Raw genomic sequence first — 24,634 nt, 5'->3', positions numbered from 1 at the left:
CAAACCAAAAATTTTATGAAACGTATCCCATTATCCCATTTATTAATAGTAACTGTGCTTTGGGCCTTTTTTACATTTGTTTATGCCAAAGTATTTGTATCTTCTGAAAAAATGTCCTTAGCAGAGTTAGTACATAGCGGATTAGCTATGCATTTGTTATTTGCCGCTGCAACTGTTTTGATTTACAGTTATATAAGACCAGCCAATATTATTGTAGGTCTGAATAAAATTAAAGCCAAGAAGAACTGGATTTTAATTTACCCTGTATTTGTTATCACTTTATGTTTAATAACTAGTGGATTAAATGGTATATTTTCTGATTTCGATTCATACAAGTGGGTACTTTTTAACTGTATTTTTGTTGGTATTTCTGAAGAATTAATGTTTCGCGGGATATTATTAAGTAGTTTAACTAAGAAATTTGGATTTTGGAAAGCTGCTATTGTTGTTATTGTGACTTTCGGATTGATTCATATCATGAATGTATTTACAACTGGAGAGTTGGGACAAGGTATCGCACAGGCATTTTTTGCAATGAGTTCTGGGGTGCTGTTCTTAGCGATTCGAATAAAAACCTTAAGTATTGTACCGGCTATAATATTACATGCCTTATGGGATTTTACAGCGTTTACCATGGAAGGATTGGTTAGCGCCGATGGCAATGTTGAAGGGGCTTTGGCTATGGCCGGAGTAGTAGTTAGTTTATTGGTGTCTTTTAGCCCAATTATCTTCGGAATTTTAGGTATTATACAATTAACTAAAAAGAAAGCTATAGAAGAATTTGTGCAAACACAAGAAGCTGCTATTTAAAATAGAAAAAATACTTTGAAATAAATGAAAAATCCTGAGCTTTAGCTTGGGATATTTTTTTTAAACAGAATACCTTTGAAACTTTTTTAATCTTTATTAAACCATAATAATATTATTTGGTCTAACGTCAAAAACATATAGTATGACAAACAAGTGGATGCGCATAATACACCGATATTTAGGTTTTTTCTTAATAGGAGTAATGATTGTTTACTCATTAAGCGGCGTTATTTTAATTTTTAGAAATACCGATTTTTTAAAAAGTAAAATTGAAGTAGAAAAAGCATTAAAGCCAAATTTAAGAGGCGAAGCCGTTGGACGTGCTTTAAAAATTAAGCGGTTTAAAGCTGAAAAAAATGAAGGCGATTTAATTATATTTAAAAATGGCCAATATAACAAAACCACTGGTGTTGCTAATTATACTAAAGAAGAGTTGCCTTATGTACTTAGTCGAATGACACATTTGCATAAAGCCACTTCACAAGAGCCTTTATTCTGGCTAAATGTGTTTTCTGGGGTGTCGCTTTTCTTTTTTGCAATATCATCTTTTTGGATGTTTATGCCTAAAACTAAAATCTTTAAAAAAGGCATGTATTTTACTGCTTTTGGAGTCGTGCTAACCTTGATAATGTTATTTATATAGCTGGTTATTGTCGTTTAAAAAAAAAAGATTAAAAAGAGGTTGTTTGTAAATAAGTAATCCGTTTATGTTGGCGAAAATTTCACCTTATATACAGCCTTTTTTTATTCCGATTGAAAATTTTTAATCTCAGTTGATGGTTCCAAAATCTGATCCTTTCCCCAAATTGATTTATCGAATTTCTTTAATTCTTTATAAGCAACGGCAGTATCTTGTTTTACAGCATTAAAAGCTACTTCACTTAAAGCTTCATGTCCTGTAATGAGAAGTTCTTGTTTGAAACGGCTACTACCTTCAACTGTAAAACTGAAGCTAACTTTGTTTTTATCTCTACTGTTTTCTATAAATTTCACGTCTCTACTCGCATAAAAATAATTTCCATAATTGTGCTTAATATACTTCGGGTGATACAAGCTGTCGCTAGATTTATTATATAAAATCGTACCACTACTTATGGTGTGTATGTATTTTACCCCTAGGAGAAACTTCAGGTTAATTTTTTTACCTTGTTTTCCTTCAGAATAATGATAATCCACTTTAGTAATAGCGAAATCACCATGGTTTATAGAAAGTGATCCGGTGTATTTTGCCTTGCTTTTTCTTGGTATGAAACGTATAACGTAAGTAAGTTCATCGTTATCAAAAGTGGTGCTTTCTATACGATATTGGTATAAGTCTTCATCTAAAAACTTATTTAAAAACGCGTCCTGATAAAACTGAGCACCCCTAAGGCCTCTACGTGTGTTTGTATTTAGAGCGTTTAATTGGTATTCTTTTTTCTGAAGATTTTTAAGTTTTTCATCGTTTAGATCTAAGGAGTCTTCAAGTTTAAACAATCCCGATTTTATTTTGTAGGTTTTTGAACTGTCTAAATACTTTAAAACGATTTTTTGTGATTTCTCCTGTATATCATCCAATGAAAAATCGTTGGTATGATCTAAAAGTTTTGTTGCTTTCGATACCTTTATTTTACTGCTATCCCTGTTAAGACTGTACAATTCTCCCTTAAAATCTTCAAATTGAACCATATTACTTTCGCGTACTTTTTTAGACATAGCCACTAAATCGGTATTCGCAGCTTCTATGTTTTTATTATTGACATGTGAAGCCTTTTCAATTTCAAATTCTAAAACTTTAAAATCGATATAATTGGTCATTCTGCTAAAAACGTTATACTTATTCAATTTTGAAGTGTAATTCTTTGAAAGGTTTTCTCTTGCTTTTGCGATAATACTTCGCGCATTAGGCGTTTTGTTACTTATAAAAACCTCATCCAATTGGTTTAATGCCTCTTCAAGCGTAATGATAGTGTTTGTGTTTTTTAAGTCTTTGGTTTCAATTGTTTTATGCTTATAACCCAGGCAAGAAATACTTAAGGTTTTAACCGATTCATCAATATGGATTGTAAAAAAACCTTCTTCATTAGAAATTACCCCTTGATGTTCGTTTGTTTTAATAGTGGCATAAGGGATTGGGTTGCCATTTCCTTTATCAATAAGTTGCGCAGTGATACTTTGGGAATGTGCGATAAAGTTGGCACAGCAAGCTAATATAAAGAGGGGAATATTTTTCATTCAAACCGGATTATAAACGTTCAACGATTAAAGCTTAAAATTGTTACAAAAAATAATAAAGGAATTAACTACATTTGCACTCGCAAAATGAATTCCAACGAAAGTAGGAATCTTTTTAAACTTTGTTGTTATAAGATTTCCGTTTTCACGGAAATGAAAAAAATAGTTCACATGAAAGCAGGTATAGTAGGGTTACCAAACGTAGGAAAATCAACGTTATTCAATTGTTTATCTAATGCAAAAGCGCAAAGTGCAAACTTTCCTTTTTGTACTATAGAGCCAAATATTGGGGTTGTAAACGTTCCAGATCCGCGTTTAGAGAAATTAGAATCTTTGGTAAATCCAGAGCGTGTTTTACCTGCAACGGTTGAAATTGTGGATATTGCTGGATTAGTAAAAGGAGCAAGTAAAGGAGAAGGTTTAGGGAACCAGTTCTTAGCCAATATTCGTGAAACAGATGCTATTTTACATGTTTTACGTTGTTTCGATAACGATAATATTGTACATGTTGACGGTAATGTGAATCCGATTCGTGATAAGGAAACCATTGATATGGAACTTCAATTGAAAGATCTTGAAACTGCCGAAAAAAAACTAGATAAAGTTAAACGCGCCGCTAAAACAGGAAATAAAGAAGCTCAAAAAGAAGAAGCTGTTTTATTAAAAATTAAAGCAGGGTTAGAGGCTGGAACTTCTGTGAGAGCTTTAGAATTTTCTGAAGATGATTATGAAGAGTTCGTTGTACCATCACAGTTTATTACAGATAAACCTGTTATGTATGTTTGTAATGTAGATGAAGGTGCTGCTGTTTCTGGAAATGCTTATGTGGATTTAGTTAAGGAAGCGGTTAAAGATGAAAATGCTGAAGTGATTGTTTTAGCGGTTGGAACAGAAGCGGATATTAATGAATTAGAAGATTATGAAGAGCGTCAAATGTTTCTTCAAGACATCGGATTAGAAGAAGCGGGTTCTGCAAAACTAATACGTGGTGCTTATAAATTATTAAATCAGCAAACATACTTTACTGCTGGTGTTAAGGAGGTTCGTGCTTGGACTGTTGATATTGGGGCCAGCGCACCACAAGCGGCTGGTGTTATTCACACCGACTTCGAAAAAGGTTTTATCCGTGCTGAAGTTATCGCTTACAATGATTATGTAGAATTAGGTAGCGAAGCTAAAGTTAAAGAAGCTGGGAAAATGCGTGTTGAAGGCAAGAATTACATTGTTAAAGACGGAGATGTTATGCATTTCTTATTTAACGTATAAATTTAACGTTAAGTTTTAATGTTAAATGTAAGTTAATTTTTGTTAAGAAGGGAAATTGATTAAGTTTGCGAACCAAACTTGACCAACTTAACTAAAGTAATGCCTACAATCCAATTAACTTCAGAAATTAATTCTGATATACATACGTGTTTCGATTTAGCTCGGAACATTGATATTGTCAAAGAATCCTTGAAACACACCAAGGAAATTCCTATTGCAGGAAAAACAAGCGGACTCATAGAACATGGTGAGTGGGTAAGTTGGGAAGCAAATCATTTAGGATTTGCACAGCATCTAACTACCAAGATTGTGGCTTTTGATAAACCTAATTATTTTGTTAATGAGATGGTTTTAGGGGTGTTTAAGTCTTATCGTCACGAACATATTTTTGAAGAAAAAGGCGATAAAACCATCATGACCGATAATTTTTCTTTTGAATTACCTTATGGGATTTTTGGGGAACTCGTGAACAGGTTATTCCTTAAAAGCTACATTTCAAGCCTATTGAAGTCAAGAGTTAAAATCTTAAAATTTATAGCTGATAGTGAAAATGCGGCAGATTTTTCATCCTCTCTTTTGTGTCCTAATAAAAAGTAGGTTAAAATCTTTTCTTCATAACTATTTAAGTACCGCTTATTAGCATAATTTGCATTCACCACCATCAAAGTGCCTATACGATTGCAGTATTTAATCACGTCGATAATACGATCTAGCCACCAATCGCCGTCATACTTCTATTTTTAGTATGTAATTCAGGCTCTTGAAGTTTTTTTAGGGTATCCATGCCTCCACGTACTTTAAATTTTGCTAACACCGCTTTTTGAATAACGGGTTCTATAGATTTTCCTGCTCTTAGCGTGGTTAATAAATCCGATTCCTCGGAAGAAAACAAGCAGTTTTTCAATTGTCCATTGGCCGTTAAACGCAATCTGTTACAGGAATCGCAAAACGGATTAGTCACTGAGCTAATAATGGCAAAAGTCCCCTGGTAGCCTTTTATTTTATAGTTTTTAGAGGTGTCGTTAGGGGCGTCTTGTAAGCGTTCAACTTGGTGTTCTTCAAATGAAGCATTTACGAGTTTCATAACATCGGCATAAGACACCATTTTACTCATGTCCCACTTATTGCCATCAAAAGGCATGAACTCTATAAAACGCACCGAAACTGGTAAATCTTTTGTGAAGTTGATAAAATCAATGATTTCGTTTTCATTGAAATCCTTCATTAAAACCGCATTGATTTTTATCGTAAAACCTTCTTTGACTAAAAGCAGGATGTTGTCATACACGCGTTTGAACTCATGACGTCTCGTGATATGTTTAAACTTACCTTCATCTAAAGAATCTAAACTCACGTTTATTTTGTTAACCCCATATTTTTTTAAAACCGGAATAAACTTATCGATAATCACCGCATTTGAGGTGATGGATAATTCCACTGGAAGGGTTGCCAGTTTTTCTAAGATAATAGGAATGTCTTTCCTAATTAAAGGCTCGCCACCTGTTAACCTGATTTTTGTAACCCCGTGATCTACGAATGTTTTGGCAATTTCATAAATCTCCTCGTAGCTCATTAAATCACTTTTTGGAGATAATGTAACCCCTTCCTTTGGCATGCAATAGGTACATCTCAAATTACAGCGTTCAATTAGCGAGATACGCAGGTAAGCGTGGTCTCTGCCGTGGGAATCTTGTAGTATGTTGTCGCTCATTTCTTCGCTTTGTTTAACTGTTTATTTGTTTAATTGTGTAACCGGATAAACGATTCAACGCCTTAACGATTTAACATTATTTAGGAGTTAAGGAGTTAAGTAGTTAGGTAGTTAGGTAGTTAAGTAGTTAAGAAGTTAAAGTAGTTAGATATTTATAATCAAGTAACTAACAACCACCAATTAATAACCAAAAATCAACTTTAATCATGTCTCGCTCCTTTTAAAATACGAAAACTATGTAAAACGCCTGGGAAAATAGCATCCATGGATTCTTTGGCGCCGTTTGTTGAACCTGGAAGCGCTAAAATTAGCACGTCTTCTATGGTGCCAGCAACACTTCTTGATAGCATAGAAAACGGTGTACGTTCTTGACCGTGACTGCGAATAGCTTCCTCAATACCAGGGATACGTCTATCTAGAATCGGAATTAAAGCTTCTGGTGTCACATCTCTAGCTGAAAGTCCGGTGCCACCCGTGTAAATCACCATATCGATACCTTGTTCTTGGTAGCTTTGTGCCTTTTGCTGAATGACCTCTTTTTCATCAGGGATTATCACGTATTCAGAAATTTTCACCCCACAGGATTCTAGTTTAGCAATAATCGCCTTTCCTGCTTTATCTTCTTTATGTCCAGCCGAAATCGTATCACTACAAACCACAACGGCTGCGGTTAAATCTTTTCTAAACTTATCATTAAAGTCTGATTTACCACCTTTTTTATTGAGCAGTTTTATTGCGTGAATTTCGATGCCTTTATCAATAGGTTTGAGCATGTCGTACATGTTTAAAGCCACAACGCTCGCGCCATGCATAGCTTCCACTTCAACACCAGTTTTATATATGGTTTTTACCGTGAAAATCACTGAAATTTCCAAGTCGTTTATTTTGTATTCCACACCAGTAAACTCAATTGGTAGGGGATGGCAATCAGGTAAAATGTCTGGTGTGCGTTTTACGCCTAAAAGACCAGCTGCTTTACTCATAGCAAAGACATTCCCTTTTGGAACCGTATCGTTTTTTATCGCTTCAATAGTTTCTTGCTTACTAACTTTTACCACAGCTTGTGCGGTAGCGATGCGTAGGGTGGTGTACTTATTTGTTATATCGACCATTTTTTTGTTTTTTTTTGTTAATAGTTGTTGGTTGTTAGTTTTTGGGAATTTATTTTAACCATTAACCATTAACCATTAACCATTAACCATTAACCATTAACCATTAACCATTAACCATTAACCATTAACCATTAACCATTAACCATTAACTAATTGTTTTGTTTCCATTGATGCGTATCATCTTCAAAAATCTCCTTACCAAAAACAGGAACATCTGCCTTAATAGCTTCTACAATATATTCTAAAGCTTCAAAAACGACTTTGCGTCTTGGTGAGGATACGAAAACGAATAAGCAAATTTCACCAGCTTTTACCGTGCCTAAACTGTGGTAAATGTGCATGCAGGTGAGGTCGAATTTTTCGAAGGCCGATTCGCGTATGTCATGAAATTTCTGGTTAGCCATGTCTTCATAGGCTGTGTATTCAATAGCGGCAACGGTTTTTCCGTCGATGTCGTCGGCACGTACTTGGCCTAAGAAAATATTATGGGCACCGATGCTTGTTTTGGTTTGATGTTTATAAATGGAATTTCCTATGAAATCTGAGGAAATCGCGCCGTCTCTAAAGACATTTTTAGGTTTTTTATCTTTCATTTTTTATGTTTTTGTCATTGCGAGGTACGAAGCAATCTGTTTAAATGATTACAACAGTCGTTTCTCTTTCTCAATGGTTATTTATATAATTTTTTATTTCTGAAGCCCCTTCTTCAATACTGAAACAGTTTGGGACGCCAATTTCCTGAAGGATTTCAACGGCGCTCTGACTGCGTATTCCCGCTTGACAAAACACATAGGTTTTTTTAGAAGGGTCTATGTTGATGTACTCATCTTCCAATACGCTTAAGGGAATATCAATTACGGAAACGCCTTCAACTTTTGGTTGTTCATGCGCTTCACGAACGTCTACAAACTGTATGTTTTCGTCTAATTTAATGTCTGCAATAGAAACAGAATCGGGTTCTAATGTGCAATTTACTGGGGCAATATGTTTGTTGTTAAAGTTGGCTTTATCTTTTAAAACCGACTGAATCGCTTCTTCCGAACGTTGAATTTTTAAAATATGGTTTTGAAGGGTTAGGGCGTTATAGCATAGTAATTTGCCAGAAAGCACCTTGCCAAGACCCAAAATAATTTTTAAGACCTCATTGGCTTGCATGGTGCCAATAATACCTGGAAGCACGCCTAGCACCCCAATTTCTGAACAATTAGGTACAGCGCCCGGTTCTGGAGGACTTGGGAACAAACAGCGATACGAAGGTCCGTTTTGATAGTTGAATACCGAAACCTGACCTTCAAACTTGTAAATCGAGCCGAAAACAAGGGGTTTATTGGTGATGATACAAGCATCGTTTACGAGGTAGCGTGTTTCAAAATTATCGGAACCATCAACAATAATATCGTATTGTTCGAATATGGTAATGGCGTTTTTATGCGTTAATTTTTCAGGGTAGGTGTTAATGGTGATGTCGCCGTTTAAATCGGCCAAACGTTCTTTGGCAGCTAGGGCTTTGTTTTTGCCTAAGGAAGCTGTTCCGAATAAAACCTGACGCTGAAGGTTAGAAAGATCTACCGTATCAAAATCAATAATACCAAGCGTCCCAACCCCAGCCGCAGCGAGGTATTGCAAAATCGGACACCCGAGTCCGCCAGCACCAATAGCCAAAACTTTGGCTTTAGAAATCTTATCCTGGCCTACTTGGCCGATTTCAGATAAAATGATATGTCTGTTGTATCTCATAAATATGTTTATTCGTTTAACCGTTTATTTGTTTAACCGATTACACGATTAAACAGTTAAACAATTTTTTATCATCCCCCCGCAAAAGGCGGCAACAAAGCAATTTCTGCTCCTGTGATTTCTGTGGATTCAGAAACCAGTTCTTGATTTTGCGCGACTTGAAAATCTTTTATTTTCAGGCCTTCATATTTTGAATATAAAAGGGCTAAAAGTTCAGAGATGTTTTTTGCTGAGCATTCTAAAGTTTCTTCTTCTTTTTGAGTGACTTCAGCAATTTGTCCGAAATATTTAATGGTTAATAGCATCTTTCAATTGAGGCTGTCTAAAAAGTAAAGTTGTCGTCAACCTGAACTTGATTCAGGTTCTCATAATGATTGTTTATCAATATGATGCGATTCTGAATCAAGTTCAGAATGACGTACTCTAATATTTTTTGTATTGCCTACTCATTTTAATAGTTATTTATTCGTTTTATTTGTACAATCGAGTGAATGGTTAAATTCATTTTTCAATTGTTTTAATTCTTCTTGGGTATTCACATTCATGGTCATTTTTTCGTCTTTCGATTCTAAATCCACATTTTTCACCTTACAGGAGTTTACGGCAACACGTAAACGTCTTTCATCTTGTTCAACTAATTTTCTAAAAATTGGACCACAGGATTTTTTATATAATGCAATCAAAGGCATGGTTTTACTTTGGCTTTCTATTTGAATGATATCACTTTCAGGATCAGAATTCTTAATCAGTTTTTCTAATATTTCGGAAGTTATCATCGGAATATCACAACTCAAAACCAGGTTATATACTGTTTTAGAAGCTTCCAAACCTGCTGAAATTCCTGCTACTGGTCCTGCATTTTTAATGTTGTCTGTAATTCTTCGGTATCCAAATTCATCATATTCCGAATGGTCGGAAACGATGATTATTTCAGAAACCAAAGGTTTAAGGGCATCGATACTGTATTGCACAAATGGTTTTCCGTTAAGGTGTAAAAAACCTTTATCGGAACCCATGCGGCTGCTTTTTCCGCCAGATAAAATGATGCCTGTGATGTCTTTTTTGTCTATCATTTATGTGAAAAATAATTTAGCACATGCTATAGTAAGAACAAAGGCTAGAATGTATCGTAGTATGTTGTTGTTTATTTTTTTGCTTCCGTAGTAACCACCTAAAATTCCGCCAACGAGCGCAATGGCTACTAAAAGAAAACGCTCTTTTTCAATGGTAACACCACTGCTTATTTGTCCGATTAGCCCCGCTGCAGAGTTCACCCAAATAAAGAGTGCCGAAACCGCCGCGGCTTCTTTCATTTTCCCCCAGTGTAATAGTAAAATTATAGGGGTTAAAATAATGCCGCCTCCTATACCAATAAGTCCGGAGAAGAACCCAATTACCCCGCCAACGATTAGTCCTTGCCAGAGTTTAACGTCTTTTATTTTGTCGCTTTCTTTTCCGAAAACATTCAGCATTTTTAAAATGGCGAATATGAGTAAAACGGCTAAAATCTTTTTATAAATAGAAGCGTCAACTTCAATAGTACCCCCTAAAAAAGCTAACGGAATGGAGGCAATGGCGAAGTATAAAAACAGTTTTTTATTAAAATGACCAGCTTTATAGTAATAGTAAAACGATATACCTGCCACAAATAAATTCAGCAATAAAGCCGTGGGTTTCATCGATTCTGGAGCAAAGGAAAATAATGCCATAAGCGCCAAATAACCACTCGCGCCACCATGACCAACGCTCGCGTAGAGGAAGGATACAATCGGTAAGATTGCTAGGAAGAGGTATATGTTTTCGGTTTGTAGCATTTTTTTATTCGAGTGTCTAAAGTGTGCTAAAGTGCCTAAAGTTTAAAGTTAGAAGTGCGCTAAAGTATTTAAAGTTTAAAGCTTTTAAAAAGTTGTTTTTCATATCGTCTAATTTTTTGAACTGATAACTCTAGGCACTTTAAATACTTATAACTTTAGCTCACTTTGAATTCTAGGCACTTTAAATACTTATAACTTTAGCTCACTTTAATTCACATAAGTTTATTTGAAATTGAAGTAAAAAGCGCTAAAAGTTCTTTTGCTTCTTTCATTATTTTATCTAGTTCTTGTGGTTTTACCCAATTCATATCATTTATAATTTCTAACCAATATTCCGTTTCACTAGCTTCACTTTCTGAAATTTTAATTTTGTTTTTAAAATCTCTTGAACTTCTAGATCGATTTGCTTCACGATAATTAGCGCCAATGCTAGTACCAGATTTTGTAATCTGGTTTTTTATAACCTTAGCTTCAATAGAGTTAGGTAGCACACTTGATAATTTGATAATTGAAATTCCAAATTGTCTAGTTCGATACTCTAATTGCTTCGCAAATTCTTTATTATTCATTTAAATTAATTTTAGGCACTTTAAATACTTTAAACTTTAGGCATTTATAATTTTAGGCACTTCATTGTTACAAGGTTTCAAACTTAGCAACCTGATCATCCAAAAACTTCCAGCAGTTTTTATTTATCTCGTCAAAGGTTTTAATTAATGATTTGCCGTAATCTGTAAGTTGCACGCCGCCGCCGCCTTTGCCGCCAACAGAATTTATGGTTACGGGTTTTTTGGCCGATTTGTTTACAGAATCCAATAAACCCCAGGCTTTTTTGTATGAAATATTTAAAGATTTTGCGCCTTTTGAGAGCGAACCGGTTTCATGAATGGCTTTTAGTAAATGCACACGACCTTCGCCAAGAATAACATGGTTATCGGATTCAATCCAAATGCGACTTTTAATTTTGTATCCCATAGTTTGTTTTTTATTGCGGAAGTATGATGACTTCAACAGTATCTCCTTCGTTGATTTCAGAAACTTCACCAGGCATGTGTACCAATGCGTTTGAAAGCGCAAATGTTTGTAGCATAGATGAATTTTGACCTTCTAAAATTTCAACGGTCTCATTTTGATATATAGCTTTTAAAAATTGCGGACGGTCGCCACGCTTTTTAAACACCGAAGTAGATGTTGCTTGAGCCCTTGGAAGCTCTGTGTCGTTGCGACCCATCAAGTTTTGCAAAGCAATGTACACATACACATAGAAGCAGCTGAGTGCCGCTGCAGGATTCCCCGGAAGGGCAAAAATTTGTGTATCTTCTTTTTTTCCGTAGAATAAAGGTTTTCCAGGCTTTTGTTTCACTTTGTAAAAAAGTTCTTCAACATGTAATTCGCTTAGAGCTTTTCCAACAAAATCGTAATCTCCAACCGAAATACCGCCTGTTATTAAGATCAAATCATTGTCGTTTATAGCTGAATTTAATGCCGAAACTGTTTGGGCATAATCATCTTCCACTTTATATAATGTGATGTCGTAAAACTTTAAATTATAGAGGGCACTTAAAAGCATTCTGGAATTACTTTCGTAAATTTTTCCATGCGTGAGTGCTAGTCCGGGTTCTACAAGTTCGTTGCCTGTTGTAACTAGTGCAATGTTTGGTTTTTTGTAAACTGAAACTTCAGTGATTCCTAAAGATAGGAGGTAACCAATAGCCGCAGGAGTGAGTTTCGTGCCTTTTTTTAAGGCAATATCACCGGTTTTTACTTGTTCGCCTAACGGACGAATATTGAGTTCTAAATCAATTTGATGTTGGATATCTATGGTTTCACCATGATTTTGTACCTTTTCTTGCATCATCACCGCATTCGCTGAATCTGGTACCGCAGCGCCTGTAAATATACGAACGGCCTCTCCTGGATTTAATTTTAGACGAACGGCATCACCTGCTTTAATTTCTCCTATTAATTTATAAGATATTTTATCGTGAAGATTTAAGGCATAACCATCCATGGCCGATTGTCTAAACGGCGGCATGTTTATAGGTGATTTTATGTCTTCAAAAAGTAAATAACCACCAGCTTTTTCAACGGGTTTTATGCATTTTACGGTAAGTGGTTTTCTTTGGTTTTTTACTGCAGAAATCGCTTCGGAAATAGAAATCATGTGGTTCGGATTCGTTATATCCGTGCAAATATAGCGAATTCATTTTATTTTAAAACTTGATAAATGTCAGTTTATTCATTTTTTATTTAACATAATTTTATCATATCTTTAAAGAACTTAACAACAATTTAATAATATGCCAATTAAAAGCTATTTAGCACATCCGCAAGACGGTAAAAAAGCTGAGTTACTTACTGCTTTAACTAATTTAAATCATTGTGAAGTTATTCCTGCAGAGAATGAAGATTTACTTATAGTGGTTACCGATACCAACGATATTTCCGAAGATAAAAATTTAAAAGAACAGATAGAATCTATTGCTAGTTTAAAACTGTTGGCAATGGTTTCTGGATTTGATACACCTAAAAGCAATTAAGTATGTATACCTCGTTAACGAACAGACGTAGTTTTATTAAAAAAATGGCAATCATGTCTGCAATGACAGCTGCAGCAACCATGTTTCCAGGAATATTATTTGCAGAAGACCAAGAAAAAGATCTGCCTAACGGTGGTGATTTAGATTGGAAAAAAGGACCTTGTCGTTTTTGTGGTGTAGGTTGTGGAGTATTAATAGGTGTTGATAAAGGGAAAGCAGTTGCGGTGAAAGGAGATCCTAATTCTTCAGTCAATAAAGGATTGCTTTGTGTTAAAGGCTATCACCAAATTATGTGTATTCAAGCAGAAGACCGTTTAACACACGCCCTAGTTAAGAAAAACGGTAAATATGTTCAAACGCCAATACATGAGGCTTTAGATATCGTTGCTAACAAGATGAAGGAAACTATGGATACGCATGGTAAAGATTCGGTAGCGATGTATACCTCTGGGCAATCTACGATTCCTGAAGGTTATGTGGCTTCAAAATTAATGAAAGGGGCTATTGGAACGAATAACCTAGATTGTAATGCGCGTTTGTGTATGGCCAGTGCTGTGACTGGATTTTTAACCAGTTTTGGTGCCGATGAGCCAATGGGCTGCTACGAAGATATAGATCATGCCGATTATTTTATCACTTGGGGAAATAATATGGCTGAAATGCACCCTGTTTTATTCTCAAGAATGTTAGAGCAGAAGAATAGAAGAGGGGCTAAAATTATAGATTTTGCAACTAGAACAACGCGTTCTAGTATGGCTTCTGATAAGTCTATTTTGTTTGAACCTCAAACAGATTTAGCGGTAGCCAATGCTATTTGCTACGAAATTATTAATAATGGCTGGGTTAATAATTCTTTTGTAGAAAACCATATAAATTTCAGTAAAGGTCTCACAGAAATGGGTTATGGTTTGGAAGATAATTACGCTTTCGCTGATAAACCTACTAAAATAGATTTTGAATCTTATAAAGAATTCTTAGAAGATTACACGCCAGAAAAGGTCTCTAAATACTCCAAAGTATCTGTAAAGGATATTAAATACCTCGCAGAAATTTATGGAAATCCTAATACGAAGGTTGTTTCTTATTGGTGTATGGGTATGAACCAGCACACACGAGGGACCTGGATGAATAACTTAGTTTATAACATTCACTTACTTACAGGTAAAATTTCACAACCAGGTAATGGGCCGTTTTCTTTAACGGGTCAGCCATCTGCTTGTGGTACGGCTAGGGAAGTAGGGACTTTTACGCACAAATTACCTCATGGCGTTGTAATGAATGCTAAGGATCGTGAAATGGCCGCTAAAATATGGAAAGTTCCCGTGGAGCGTATTCCTTCTAAACCAACTTATCACGCTACCGAAATGTTTAGAGCTGTAGATCGCGGCGATATTAAATTTATATGGACACAAGCCACAAACCCATTAGTTTCTCTACCTAAAACAAGTCGTTACCGTCCAGCAATGGAAAAAGAGTCTTGTTTTGTGGTGGTTTCAGATGTGTTTCCTACGCCAACTTCAGATGTAGCCGATGTTATTTTACCAGCATCTTGGCATATTGAAAAAGGTGGCTTATACGGAAATTCAGAACGTAGAACCCAGTATTGGGAACAAATGGTAGAAGGTCCAGGAGACACCATGCCCGATGCTTGGATGTTTATTGAAGTGGCGAAACGTATGGGCTATGGTGAATTATTCCCATATTCTAGAGAAAACCACGTAGAAGAAATTTTTAATGAGTACCGTCAATTTCATGATGGCGCAAAGCATGGTATGGCACCTTTAGAGGTTCTTAAAAAGGAGTCTGGCGCTATTTGGCCTTATGTAAATGGTAAGTCTACACAATGGCGTTTTAATGCAAAATACGATCCTGCTTGTACGAATGATAAAGACTTTCATTTTTATGGAAAACCTGATGGAAAAGCTGTGATTTGGCAGCGACCTTACGAGCCTGCTCCGGAGATTCCTGATGCCGAATATCCTTTTTGGTTAAATACAGGGCGTGTTATCGAACATTGGCATACGGGGTCTATGACGCGAAGAATTCCTGTACTCCATAAAGCCATGCCACATGCTTATGTGGAATTTCATCCAGATGATGCTGTGAAATTAGGTATTATAAATGGCGAAAAAATAAAAGTGACATCAAGACGCGGGTCTTGTGTGTTGCCAGCATCGATTAACGAAAGAGGTTTGCCAACCAAAGGTCAGGTTTTCGTGCCTTTCTTTGATGAAAACATGCTAATTAACGATGTGACTTTAGATGCGTTTTGCCCGATATCTAAAGAACCAGATTATAAAAAATGTGCCGTTAAAGTTGAAAAAGTATAAGGATGAAAAAGAGAATGGGTATCATATCGTTTTTTGTAGTGCTTTTTGTAGCCTTCATTTTTATTTGGGGTTATAGTTATCAAGAAGGGCTTGAGGAAGCCTATATTCCACTTGAAAGTGATAATCATATTTCTGCAATTCCGTCGGAGTCTGGTGTTTTTACACGTGCTGAATATGCTTTGGATTACGCCAACATGCCAATTGATGAAGCCCATCAAAGATCTTTAGAAACCTACTATGAGAATAGAGCGTTTCATGGCGCACCTCCAAGTATTCCACACCCTGTGGCTAACGAGCGTAGTATGGGGGAGAATGTGTGTTTAAAATGTCATCAAAATGGTGGTTTTGTAGATAAGTTTGGTGCTTATGCTCCAGTAACGCCTCATCCCGAGTTGGTAAATTGTAGGCAATGTCACGTACCAGAACAAACCGATAAGTTATTTGTGGCGAACAATTTTGAAAAGATGAAAGCGCCAAAAGCCGGTGTAAACAATGCCCTTTTAACGAGTCCGCCCATTATACCACATCAAATACAATTACATGAAAATTGCTTGTCTTGTCATGCGGGGCCTGCTGCTCCAAAGGAAATTAGAGTAACACATCCCGAACGTATTAATTGCCGTCAGTGTCATGTGCCTAATAATAAGGAAATGACAGATATAGGAACTTTTAAAAGAATGCATACCAATGAAGTGCAATAGATATATTATGAATAGAATAGTTTATGGCTTTATGATATTAATCTGCTTTTTTTCATGTAAACATGGCGAAGGCGAGTATCATGGTGTTATTGAAAAAATTAACGCTGAAGGTAAAAACTATCAAGGGACGTCGATTTCATCTGAAAAATATTTAGAAGATCTAAGAATGATTGAAATCACCGAAGGTGGTCATACGTTTTTAATTCCCGAGCGAAAAGGAGACATTCGATCTTATGCTTGTACCGAATGCCATTCCAAATCATTAAGTGACATGCATAGTGAAGGCATGCAAAAGGCGCATTGGGATATGAAATTGGTGCATGCTAACGAAAATACGATGAATTGCGTGACTTGTCATAACCCAAATAATATGAACGAATTAAAAAGTCTGACAGGCAAGGATATCGATTTTAATAATAGTTATCAATTATGTAGCCAATGCCACACCAAGCAATTTGAAGATTGGAAAGGTGGGGCGCACGGGAAACGTATTGGTGGTTGGGCGCCTCCAAGAGCTGCGATGACTTGTGTTAATTGTCATAATCCGCATAAACCTGGTTTCGAGTCTAGGTGGCCAGCACGATTTAATACAGTTACAGAAGAAGAAAGAAAATAGTAAAACATACACGAAGATTTTAAAATATTTAAGACATGAGCGGTACTAACAAAAAATGGTTTTCTTTAAATTTTGGTAGAAATAATGAACCTGATAAGGGGTCTTGTGGCTGCGGAAAAACCTCTGGAGGCTGTGGTTCTCATCAACCTTCTAGTGGTGAAATACCAGATGTAGCGCAAATGACTGATGCAGAATTTGCTGAAGCTGCTATAAAGGCATCGATTGGAGAGGAAACTAAAAAAGATGGTTTCGATCAGGTTTTTGATGTGAAAATGGACAGACGTACGGCGTTTAAGAAATTAACAGCAAGTTTGTTAATTGGTGCCGGTGCGGTAAGTACCTCTTGTAGTGTGATAGGTGGTGATGAAAGCAAAGAGAAGGCACAGATAGATTGGGAAGAGCAATTTAAGGGGAACTACAAATTGATGTCTGATGAGGAAAAAGGGGCTACGGTTGATCGTTTAATGCGCTCTTACGAATTAAGAACAGGGAAAAATTTAAGTATGTCTTCAAAAAATGCTGAGGAAGATGTCTTGTTTGGTTATGCTTTTAATATTTCGAAGTGTCAAGGTTATATGGATTGTGTGAATGCTTGTGTTGAGGAGAATAACCAAGACCGCGATTCGGAAATGCAATACATTAGAATTCATGAGATGAAAGATGGTCAAGGCTTTAATTTCAATGAAGCTGATGATAATTATTACCATGAAGTGCCTGCGGAAGGTCATTTTTACATGGGGACACAGTGTTTTCATTGTGATAATCCGCCATGTGTTGAGGTTTGTCCGGTACAAGCTACTTGGCGTGAAGATGATGGTTTAGTGGTTATCGATTACGATTGGTGTGTGGGCTGTAGATACTGTATGGCAGCTTGTCCTTATGATGGGCGACGCTTCAATTGGAGTAAACCTGAGGTTCCTGAAAAGGAAGTTAACCACAATCAGCATTACTTAGGAAACCGTATGCGTAAGAAAGGTGTGATGGAAAAATGTACGTTCTGCGTACAGCGTTCAAGAGCTGGTAAAAATCCTGCTTGTGTTGAAGCTTGCCCAACAGGTGCGCGAATTTTTGGGAATTTATTAGACCCTAAAAGTACGATTAGATGGGTTTTAGAAAATAAGAAAGTATTTAGACTGAAAGAAGATTTAGGAACAGAACCTAAGTTCTGGTATTTTATGGATTAAGGTTGTTTATATGTTGAATCGTTGAACTGTTTAATCGGGAGAACCGGTTAAACGAATCAACATTCACCAAAGAATTAATTGAGCTGATTTATTAGTAGAAATGTTGAAAAGGAAGATCGGTTAAACGAATAAGCAAATAAACGATTCAACAACCAAAAGGAAGATCGGTTCAACAAATAAACGATTAAACGAATAAATTTTCATAAGGAACAGTAGAGCAGATATATTAATTGAAATGTTGAAAAAGGTAGATCGGTTAAACGAATAAGCAAATAAACGATTAAACAACCAAAGGGAAGATCGGTTCAACAAATAAACGATTAAACGAATAAACTTTCACAAGGAATAGTAGAGTTGATTTATTAGTCGAAATGTTGAAAAAGGAAGATCGGTTAAACGAATAAACAATTAAACAAATAATCAGTCACAAAAAAGAATTATTAAAAACATGAGTGGATTTAAAGTTTTTAGAAGTTTGGTTAAGGACAGTTTAGCTACGATAACGCGCGGTTCTTTGAGGTATCATATTTGGATGGGGGCATTAACTTTTATCATGTTGGTGGGTATGTATTGCTACTCCATTCAATTGAGTGAAGGTTTGAGTGTTACGGGAATGACCGATCGTGTGAGCTGGGGACTTTATATCTCTAATTTTACATTTTTAGTTGGAGTTGCCGCCGCCGCCGTTATGCTTGTTATGCCTACTTATGTCTTGCATGATGTAGATTTTAAACAAGCGGTGTTAATAGGTGAAGGGCTTGCTGTGGCTGCTTTAATTATGTGTTTGGCTTTTGTGGTTGCAGATATGGGAGGACCTTCGGTGTTATGGCACATGTTGCCCGGGATAGGGGTGTTTAACTTCCCTAATTCTATGCTTACCTGGGATGTTTTGGTACTAAATGGTTATCTGTTTTTAAATATCACCATACCGTTATATATATTATTTAGACATTATCAAGGTAAGGAGGCAAAGTCTAGTGTTTATATTCCAGGGGCTATTTTATCGGTGTTTTGGGCTGTTGGTATTCACTTGGTTACTGCGTTTTTATATCAAGGTTTACAGGCTCGACCGTTTTGGAATAATGCCCTATTAGGTCCGCGTTTTCTAGCCTCTGCATTTGCTGCAGGACCTGCGTTAATCATATTAGTTTTAGCAATTATTAGAAACTTTACCGAATTCAAAGTTCAGGATAGAACCCTTAGAAAAATTGCTATGGTGGTTACTGTAGCGGCCCAAATTAATCTAATTATGTTGGTTTCGGAGCTTTTTAAAGAATTTTATGCACCTACACACCACAGTGAAAGCGCTTATTATTTATTCTTTGGTTTACACGGAAAAGACGCTTTGTTACCATGGATTTGGACGGCGATTCCTATGAATGTACTGGCTACCGTATTGCTGACTTTTCATAAATTAAGAAATAATTTTAGAGTGCTTTTCTTTTGTTGTTTCCTCTTGTTTGTGGCCATTTGGATTGAAAAAGGTTTCGGATTAATTGTGCCTGGTTTTATTCCAGGGCCTTATGGTAAAATTGTTGAATACACACCTACAGGTATAGAAATAGGCGTGACTCTAGGTATTTGGGCTATGGGTGCTTTTGTGTTTACGATACTTGCTAAAACAGCCATAGGTATCGAATTGGGTAATTTGAGATACAAGAAGGAAGCTTAGTCTCTTCCTGATTTCTGAATATAAAGGCTGCAAAACATCAATTGAATAATTTCGGTTGGTGTTTTTTGTTAGACTCCTAAAAATAAGTAATAGTTTTTAAAACTAAGTATTATTACTTAATTTTGAAAAAGATATCACTTTTATGCCTTTATCAGCTTTACATTCCAATTCAAGAAACAAATCGTTAAACGATGTGTCTTGTGAAGTTTGCCTAAATCAAAACTGTTTAATAAAAAGCAGTTTGTCTACGGCATTAGATTCTACTTTCGTAAAAAGCAAAAACACTTTAAAATGTAAAAAAGGGCAGCAGTTTATTATGGAAGGCGCTCCTGTAAATGGACTCTTTTTTATACTTAAAGGAACCGTTAAAGTATTTAGAACGGGTATTAATGGTAGAGAGCAAATTGTTCGTTTTGCTAAAGAAGGTGAGATTATCGGACATCGTGGTTTTGGTACCGAAGAGTATTATTCTATTGGAGCCATTGCGTTACAGGATACGCTGTTGTGTTATTTTTCAAAAGACGAACTTCAGGAAGCCTTGTTTGAAAATCCGCAGTTTGCCTATAGTATGATGTTGTTTTATGCTAATGAACTCAATAGAAGTGAAAATAAAGTCAAGTCTATTTCTCAAATGACGGTTCGTGAGCGTGTTATTGATACCTTACTATATTTACATCGCAAGTTTGGTGATTTAAATGGTTTCTTAAAATTACCTTTAAGCCGTAAGGAATATGCAGATTATGCAGGAACTACAGAGGAACAGGTGATTCGCATTTTTTCAGCTCTAAAAAAGGAAAATCTTATTTCAGCAAAAGGGAAAAAAATTGGAATTCCAGATGTGCGCTTGCTCAAACAAGAGATTAACGACCATAATTATTTTCTAGATATTTAATGTCTTGGGCTTAGACCCTTTTTTTTGCTCTTTTTTTAACTTCTGCGTTTTAACATGTTTTAATGTGGAATAAAAGCTTCTTTAAGCCTGCTTTATTTCATAATTGGTTAGCCATATACATTTTACATTTGCTTTGGGTAAGTATTAATACTTATTAAAAACCTAATCAAACCAAAAACATTTATAATTTATGGAAGCAAAAACAGTTACTCTTGTACAAGACTCTTTTGAAAAAGTAAAACCTATAGCACCTGCTGCTGCAGAAATATTCTATACAAAACTATTCGAACTCGATCCTAAATTAAAGCCTTTGTTTCCTAGCGACGGTGATGCGATGAAAACTCAAGGTAATAAGTTAATGACTATGCTTGGAGCGGCCGTTGCTGGCCTTAATAATTTAGATGCATTAATTCCAGTTTTAAAAGATTTAGGTAAGCGCCATGTAGCCTATAAGGTAGAGCCTTCTCATTACGAGACTGTAGGTGCTGCATTATTGGGTACGCTTGCCGCAGGCTTGGGTGATGATTTTACACCTGAAGTTAAAGACGCTTGGGCTGAGGTTTATGGAACCATGTCAAGTGTGATGATTGAAGCTGCATATTAATTAAAACTAAGTAATTATGAGAATACTATTAAAAACCATTTTATTAGGAACGAGTATTTGTATGTTACATTCTTGCGGGGGTGTACCGGAAGATAAAGCGGATACGGCTACTGTTGAAAATGCTTTTTCGGTAGAAGAGGTGTTAGAAATGGTCTCTAAAGAAAATGATGTAACTAGAACTCTATACACCAAAGCCATTGTTGGTAAAGGAAAAACTCAAGGGATGAAGTTTGATGAGGATTGGAGAAAAGACGACGTAGAAGCGGGACCCTTACCAGCATTATTTTTACGTGGTGTCGCAACGAGCCTTAGAAAGAGCCCAGTGCCTTTAGGTTTGTATTTGGGTTCTGATTTTCCGGTGAACGCCGCGAATAAGTTTGAAGGCAAACAAGCCGAACTTTTTACTCAAATTAAAAAAGACCAAAAACCGCAGTTTTTCTTTGATGAAGACCAGAAATTGCATACGGCCATGTTTGCAGATTTAGCCAGTGCAGATGCCTGTGTAACCTGTCACAATAAGCACCCGCAAACGACCAAATCTGATTGGAAACTAGGTGATGTCATGGGAGCCACAACTTGGCAATACCCCAAAGACTCTTTAACTTATAAGGAAACGGTGGATGTACTTAGTTCTTATGCTAAAGGGACAGTAGATGTTTATATGGAATACTTAGATGAAATTGAAAATTTTAAAGCAAGTGAAAAACCAGAGATAGGTGATAAATGGCCAGAAGAAGGCTTCTATTTGCCTTCAGCTGAAGTGTTTTTAGATAGCGTGAAAAAGCTGTCTTCATATGAAACGGTGAAGCATTTGGTAGTAACTTCTGAGTAAAAAGAAATCAATAAGATTAAGGCAGCCTTCCGTAAGGTTTTATTATAAAATTAAAAGGTTGTGTTTTTCAATGACAACAAACAATCATAACTATTTATGGTATTAAGTACGAATAAATCCACGGTATTAGGATTGCTGTTGCTTTGCGCTTACTTTCTGCAATACTTTTTAGGACTTTCATGGGAATGGCTGGAGGTATTGCAGCAGGACCAAATGTATAAACGCTGGTCTGGCTTGGTTTTGGCGCTGTTTATTTGCTTTCAATGGATGCTTACGCTAACACGAACGGTTTCAAAATGGCGTAAACACGCGATGACCATGCAAACCATTCACAAGTGGTTAGGTGCAATAAGTCCGTTGTTTTTTTACTTCCATAGTATGGCGTTAGGCTACGGCTATTTATTGCTGCTTTCTTATGTGTTTTTCTCAAATACCTTGCTAGGTTACCTTAATCTAGATGTGATTAAGAGTCGAAGTGATGCTTGGTTTAAAGGGTGGATGATTACTCATGTCGCTCTGTCTATGATGGTGAGTATATTGCTGTTGTTTCATGTGGTTATGGTATTTTATTATAAATAAATGAAGAATGAAGCTATTAATAAAAGATATAATTAAAGAAACAGACGATGCGGTAAGTATTTGTTTTAAAAACGGAAACTTTTTTAGGAAGTTAAAGTACAAGCCGGGGCAGTTTTTAACCATAAAGATTCCAATTGAAGGCGTCAAACATAATCGTGCATATTCTTTTAGTAGCAACCCTTATACCGATAAGGACTTGAAAATAACCATCAAGCGCGTCGAGGAAGGTTTAATTTCAAATTATGTACACGATTTTTTAAGTGCAGGCGATAAAATTGAAGTCGGTCTTCCAGCAGGAACATTCTGTATTGAGCCAGAAGCTAAGGCCAAAAAGCAATATGTGTTATTTGCAGGAGGAAGCGGTATAACCCCCATGTTTTCAATTGTGAAATCAATACTTACCCAGGAGACAAATTCTAAAGTGCTTCTAATCTACGCCAATCAAAGCATGGATTCTATTATTTTCCATGATGAAATTAAAGCTTTAGAGGTTGCTTATTCTGAAAAATTTTCTGTGGAGCATATCATATCTTTTAATCCTCAAGGGGAGAATAATTACCATGCCGGTTTGGCTACAATAGACCTTGTAGATGCGGTTTTTTATAAACACGATTTGAAGTATGAAGACCATGAGTATATGATATGTGGTCCTTCAGGATATATGGAGAAAATTAAAGAAATATTAAATGCAAATGGAGTTACTCGAGAAAAAATAAAATTAGAGGTATTTAAAAGTCCTACTATAAAAGTTTCAGGAAAAAACTTGCTCAGTGAAGTGACTTTAAAACAGGATGGTAAAACCCATGAGTTAAAAGTTAGGGGAGACCAGTCTATTCTGCAGCAAGCCATGTCTGAAAATGTGGTGATTCCGTATTCATGTAGATCAGGTATGTGTTCGACTTGTAAAGCACAATGCGTGGAAGGCGAAGTTCAAATGGTTGAAGGGCATTTGTTGCCTGAAAGTGAGGTGGCAAGTGGTGCAATTTTAACCTGTGTGAGTTATCCTGCGTCTGAAAAAGTAGTGATTGAATTATAAATTAAAGCTTTTAATAAATGTTTAAAGTAAGTCCGTTACGAAAAAGACAAGTTTTAGGAAGCATCATTGGTTTGGTGCTGGGCGGGGCATTGTTTTATATTTTAACTCTAGAGTCTACAGAGTCTTATGTCTCCATTGGTCCGATGAATACAGGTCATCAAGATCTTAATTGTTTTGCTTGTCACGCTGATGCTAAGGGTAATTTATTGCAGCAAGTGCAATCTAATATCTCTCACGCAGTAGGCGCTAGAGAAAAAGGAGTAGATTTTGGAACCCAAGATGTAACGGTCGATAACTGTTTGCAATGTCACGACCGAGCTAACGACAGACATCCAACGTATCGGTTTTCTGAACCTCGATTTAAGGAAGCGATTACACATATTGATGCGACAACTTGTATCACTTGTCATTCCGAACATGGCAACGAGCGTGTTTCGGTAGCGAATATTAATTATTGCATGAACTGTCATCAAGATTTAGAGGTAGAAGATGACCCTTTAGATGTTTCTCATCAAAAATTAATTGCTCAAGAAGCCTGGAATACTTGTATTCAATGTCATGATTTTCATGGAAATCATAAATATGATGTCCCTGAAAAGTTAAAAGATACCATACCTATGAAATACATTAAGGCCTATTTTGATGGTGGAAAAGACCCTTATGGAGATCATAAAAAATATAAAGCGCTTTCCCAGGAAGCCTGGCTTGAAAGTTTAGAGAAGTAAACCTTGTTGCTATAATGAATTAGAGCTTTGTGTTCAAAACAAGGTTATTAACCAGTCTTTATAAATTAAAGGCTGGTTTTTTTATGGGCTAATAATGCGTTTGCTTATAAGAATACGTACTAGGTGCGGTGGTTAGTAGTGATTGAAGGCTAAGTATATAATGAGAAGGAAAAATACGATGAATTGTTTTTTTAGTTAACTACGTGTTTTATTCGTTTTCATAGCGCTTGTTTAGATGTTTTATTGAGAAAAATACTTG

Annotated in this window: 27 protein-coding genes; 16 read left to right on the top strand and 11 right to left on the bottom strand. The window is 36.1% G+C overall.

All coding sequences use genetic code 11. From position 1 onward, the window contains the following. The first annotated feature begins 15 nt into the window (after positions 1–15). Together KO493_RS15350 and KO493_RS15345 are read left to right on the top strand one after the other, a co-directional pair. Positions 16–810 carry a CPBP family intramembrane glutamic endopeptidase gene (locus KO493_RS15350; protein WP_216068867.1) on the top strand — a complete coding sequence of 265 codons (795 nt, stop codon included), beginning with the start codon at positions 16–18 and terminating at the stop codon, positions 808–810. Between the two features lie 142 nt (positions 811–952). Continuing rightward, the gene (locus KO493_RS15345) at positions 953–1,453 is read left to right on the top strand and encodes a hypothetical protein (RefSeq protein WP_216068866.1); all 501 of its coding nucleotides are present in this window, start codon (positions 953–955) and stop codon (positions 1,451–1,453) included. A 101-nt stretch (positions 1,454–1,554) separates the two neighbouring features. Here the strand turns inward: KO493_RS15345 and KO493_RS15340 are convergent, their stop codons facing one another. Beyond that, positions 1,555–3,024 carry a carboxypeptidase-like regulatory domain-containing protein gene (locus KO493_RS15340; RefSeq protein ID WP_216068865.1) on the bottom strand — a complete coding sequence of 490 codons (1,470 nt, stop codon included), beginning with the start codon at positions 3,022–3,024 and terminating at the stop codon, positions 1,555–1,557. Between the two features lie 171 nt (positions 3,025–3,195). Here KO493_RS15340 and ychF point away from each other — a divergent pair, with 171 nt between their 5' ends. Beyond that, a complete protein-coding gene (gene ychF / locus KO493_RS15335) occupies positions 3,196–4,290 on the top strand; it encodes a redox-regulated ATPase YchF (protein WP_216068864.1) in 1,095 nt (364 codons plus the stop codon). A 99-nt stretch (positions 4,291–4,389) separates the two neighbouring features. Further along, positions 4,390–4,887, top strand: a complete 498-nt coding sequence (locus KO493_RS15330; RefSeq protein WP_216068863.1) for an SRPBCC family protein — start codon at positions 4,390–4,392, stop codon at positions 4,885–4,887. 112 nt (positions 4,888–4,999) lie between these two features. On the opposite strand, the gene moaA is transcribed toward KO493_RS15330, so the two are convergent. The 10 genes from moaA to KO493_RS15280 form a co-directional block, all read right to left on the bottom strand. Continuing rightward, positions 5,000–6,001 (bottom strand): GTP 3',8-cyclase MoaA, encoded by a 1,002-nt coding sequence (moaA, locus tag KO493_RS15325; RefSeq protein WP_216068862.1) that lies wholly within the window; start codon positions 5,999–6,001, stop codon positions 5,000–5,002. Positions 6,002–6,201: 200 nt separating this feature from the next. Further along, positions 6,202–7,113 carry a bifunctional molybdenum cofactor biosynthesis protein MoaC/MoaB gene (gene moaCB, locus KO493_RS15320; protein ID WP_216068861.1) on the bottom strand — a complete coding sequence of 304 codons (912 nt, stop codon included), beginning with the start codon at positions 7,111–7,113 and terminating at the stop codon, positions 6,202–6,204. 149 nt (positions 7,114–7,262) lie between these two features. Continuing rightward, on the bottom strand, positions 7,263–7,706 hold the full coding sequence (locus KO493_RS15315; RefSeq protein WP_216068860.1) for a molybdenum cofactor biosynthesis protein MoaE: 444 nt from the start codon (positions 7,704–7,706) through the stop codon (positions 7,263–7,265). Positions 7,707–7,776: 70 nt separating this feature from the next. Further along, positions 7,777–8,850 (bottom strand): molybdopterin-synthase adenylyltransferase MoeB, encoded by a 1,074-nt coding sequence (gene moeB / locus KO493_RS15310; RefSeq protein ID WP_216068859.1) that lies wholly within the window; start codon positions 8,848–8,850, stop codon positions 7,777–7,779. A 71-nt stretch (positions 8,851–8,921) separates the two neighbouring features. Next, positions 8,922–9,155 carry a MoaD/ThiS family protein gene (locus KO493_RS15305; protein ID WP_216068858.1) on the bottom strand — a complete coding sequence of 78 codons (234 nt, stop codon included), beginning with the start codon at positions 9,153–9,155 and terminating at the stop codon, positions 8,922–8,924. A 153-nt stretch (positions 9,156–9,308) separates the two neighbouring features. Next, positions 9,309–9,923 (bottom strand): molybdenum cofactor guanylyltransferase, encoded by a 615-nt coding sequence (gene mobA, locus KO493_RS15300; RefSeq protein WP_216068857.1) that lies wholly within the window; start codon positions 9,921–9,923, stop codon positions 9,309–9,311. Beyond that, entirely contained in the window at positions 9,924–10,664 is a 741-nt protein-coding gene (locus KO493_RS15295) for a sulfite exporter TauE/SafE family protein (protein WP_216068856.1), read from the bottom strand. It abuts the gene before it with no gap. 212 nt (positions 10,665–10,876) lie between these two features. Beyond that, positions 10,877–11,233 carry a four helix bundle protein gene (locus KO493_RS15290; protein ID WP_216068855.1) on the bottom strand — a complete coding sequence of 119 codons (357 nt, stop codon included), beginning with the start codon at positions 11,231–11,233 and terminating at the stop codon, positions 10,877–10,879. 67 nt (positions 11,234–11,300) lie between these two features. Beyond that, complete coding sequence (locus KO493_RS15285) at positions 11,301–11,639, bottom strand: winged helix-turn-helix domain-containing protein (protein WP_216068854.1); 339 nt, start codon at positions 11,637–11,639, stop codon at positions 11,301–11,303. A gap of 10 nt (positions 11,640–11,649) precedes the next feature. Continuing rightward, a complete protein-coding gene (locus KO493_RS15280) occupies positions 11,650–12,828 on the bottom strand; it encodes a molybdopterin molybdotransferase MoeA (protein WP_216068853.1) in 1,179 nt (392 codons plus the stop codon). A gap of 136 nt (positions 12,829–12,964) precedes the next feature. Here KO493_RS15280 and KO493_RS15275 point away from each other — a divergent pair, with 136 nt between their 5' ends. From KO493_RS15275 to KO493_RS15220, 12 genes are all read left to right on the top strand, one after another. Beyond that, complete coding sequence (locus tag KO493_RS15275; RefSeq protein ID WP_216068852.1) at positions 12,965–13,204, top strand: hypothetical protein; 240 nt, start codon at positions 12,965–12,967, stop codon at positions 13,202–13,204. A 2-nt stretch (positions 13,205–13,206) separates the two neighbouring features. Further along, entirely contained in the window at positions 13,207–15,534 is a 2,328-nt protein-coding gene (locus KO493_RS15270) for a molybdopterin-dependent oxidoreductase (protein WP_216068851.1), read from the top strand. A gap of 2 nt (positions 15,535–15,536) precedes the next feature. Continuing rightward, positions 15,537–16,235, top strand: a complete 699-nt coding sequence (locus KO493_RS15265; RefSeq protein WP_216068850.1) for a nitrate reductase cytochrome c-type subunit — start codon at positions 15,537–15,539, stop codon at positions 16,233–16,235. Between the two features lie 7 nt (positions 16,236–16,242). After that, complete coding sequence (locus KO493_RS15260) at positions 16,243–16,851, top strand: cytochrome c family protein (protein ID WP_252723248.1); 609 nt, start codon at positions 16,243–16,245, stop codon at positions 16,849–16,851. 35 nt (positions 16,852–16,886) lie between these two features. Beyond that, positions 16,887–18,035, top strand: coding sequence for a 4Fe-4S dicluster domain-containing protein (locus KO493_RS15255; protein WP_216068848.1), 1,149 nt, complete (start codon positions 16,887–16,889; stop codon positions 18,033–18,035). 448 nt (positions 18,036–18,483) lie between these two features. Continuing rightward, on the top strand, positions 18,484–19,707 hold the full coding sequence (dsrP, locus tag KO493_RS15250; protein WP_216068847.1) for a sulfate reduction electron transfer complex DsrMKJOP subunit DsrP: 1,224 nt from the start codon (positions 18,484–18,486) through the stop codon (positions 19,705–19,707). 142 nt (positions 19,708–19,849) lie between these two features. Next, positions 19,850–20,599 (top strand): Crp/Fnr family transcriptional regulator, encoded by a 750-nt coding sequence (locus KO493_RS15245; protein WP_216068846.1) that lies wholly within the window; start codon positions 19,850–19,852, stop codon positions 20,597–20,599. Positions 20,600–20,789: 190 nt separating this feature from the next. Then, positions 20,790–21,203, top strand: a complete 414-nt coding sequence (locus KO493_RS15240; protein ID WP_216068845.1) for a globin family protein — start codon at positions 20,790–20,792, stop codon at positions 21,201–21,203. A gap of 16 nt (positions 21,204–21,219) precedes the next feature. Then, positions 21,220–22,035 carry a c-type heme family protein gene (locus KO493_RS15235; protein WP_216068844.1) on the top strand — a complete coding sequence of 272 codons (816 nt, stop codon included), beginning with the start codon at positions 21,220–21,222 and terminating at the stop codon, positions 22,033–22,035. Positions 22,036–22,131: 96 nt separating this feature from the next. After that, on the top strand, positions 22,132–22,614 hold the full coding sequence (locus tag KO493_RS15230; protein WP_216068843.1) for a hypothetical protein: 483 nt from the start codon (positions 22,132–22,134) through the stop codon (positions 22,612–22,614). A 7-nt stretch (positions 22,615–22,621) separates the two neighbouring features. Continuing rightward, positions 22,622–23,650, top strand: a complete 1,029-nt coding sequence (locus KO493_RS15225; RefSeq protein ID WP_216068842.1) for a ferredoxin--NADP reductase — start codon at positions 22,622–22,624, stop codon at positions 23,648–23,650. A 17-nt stretch (positions 23,651–23,667) separates the two neighbouring features. Next, positions 23,668–24,375 (top strand): cytochrome c3 family protein, encoded by a 708-nt coding sequence (locus tag KO493_RS15220; protein WP_216068841.1) that lies wholly within the window; start codon positions 23,668–23,670, stop codon positions 24,373–24,375. Positions 24,376–24,634 lie beyond the last annotated feature (259 nt).

The organism is Pseudotamlana agarivorans, from assembly GCF_018860245.1.
Taxonomy (GTDB): Bacteria; Bacteroidota; Bacteroidia; order Flavobacteriales; family Flavobacteriaceae; genus Pseudotamlana; species Pseudotamlana agarivorans_A.
This window is presented reverse-complemented; position numbering and strand designations above follow the sequence as displayed.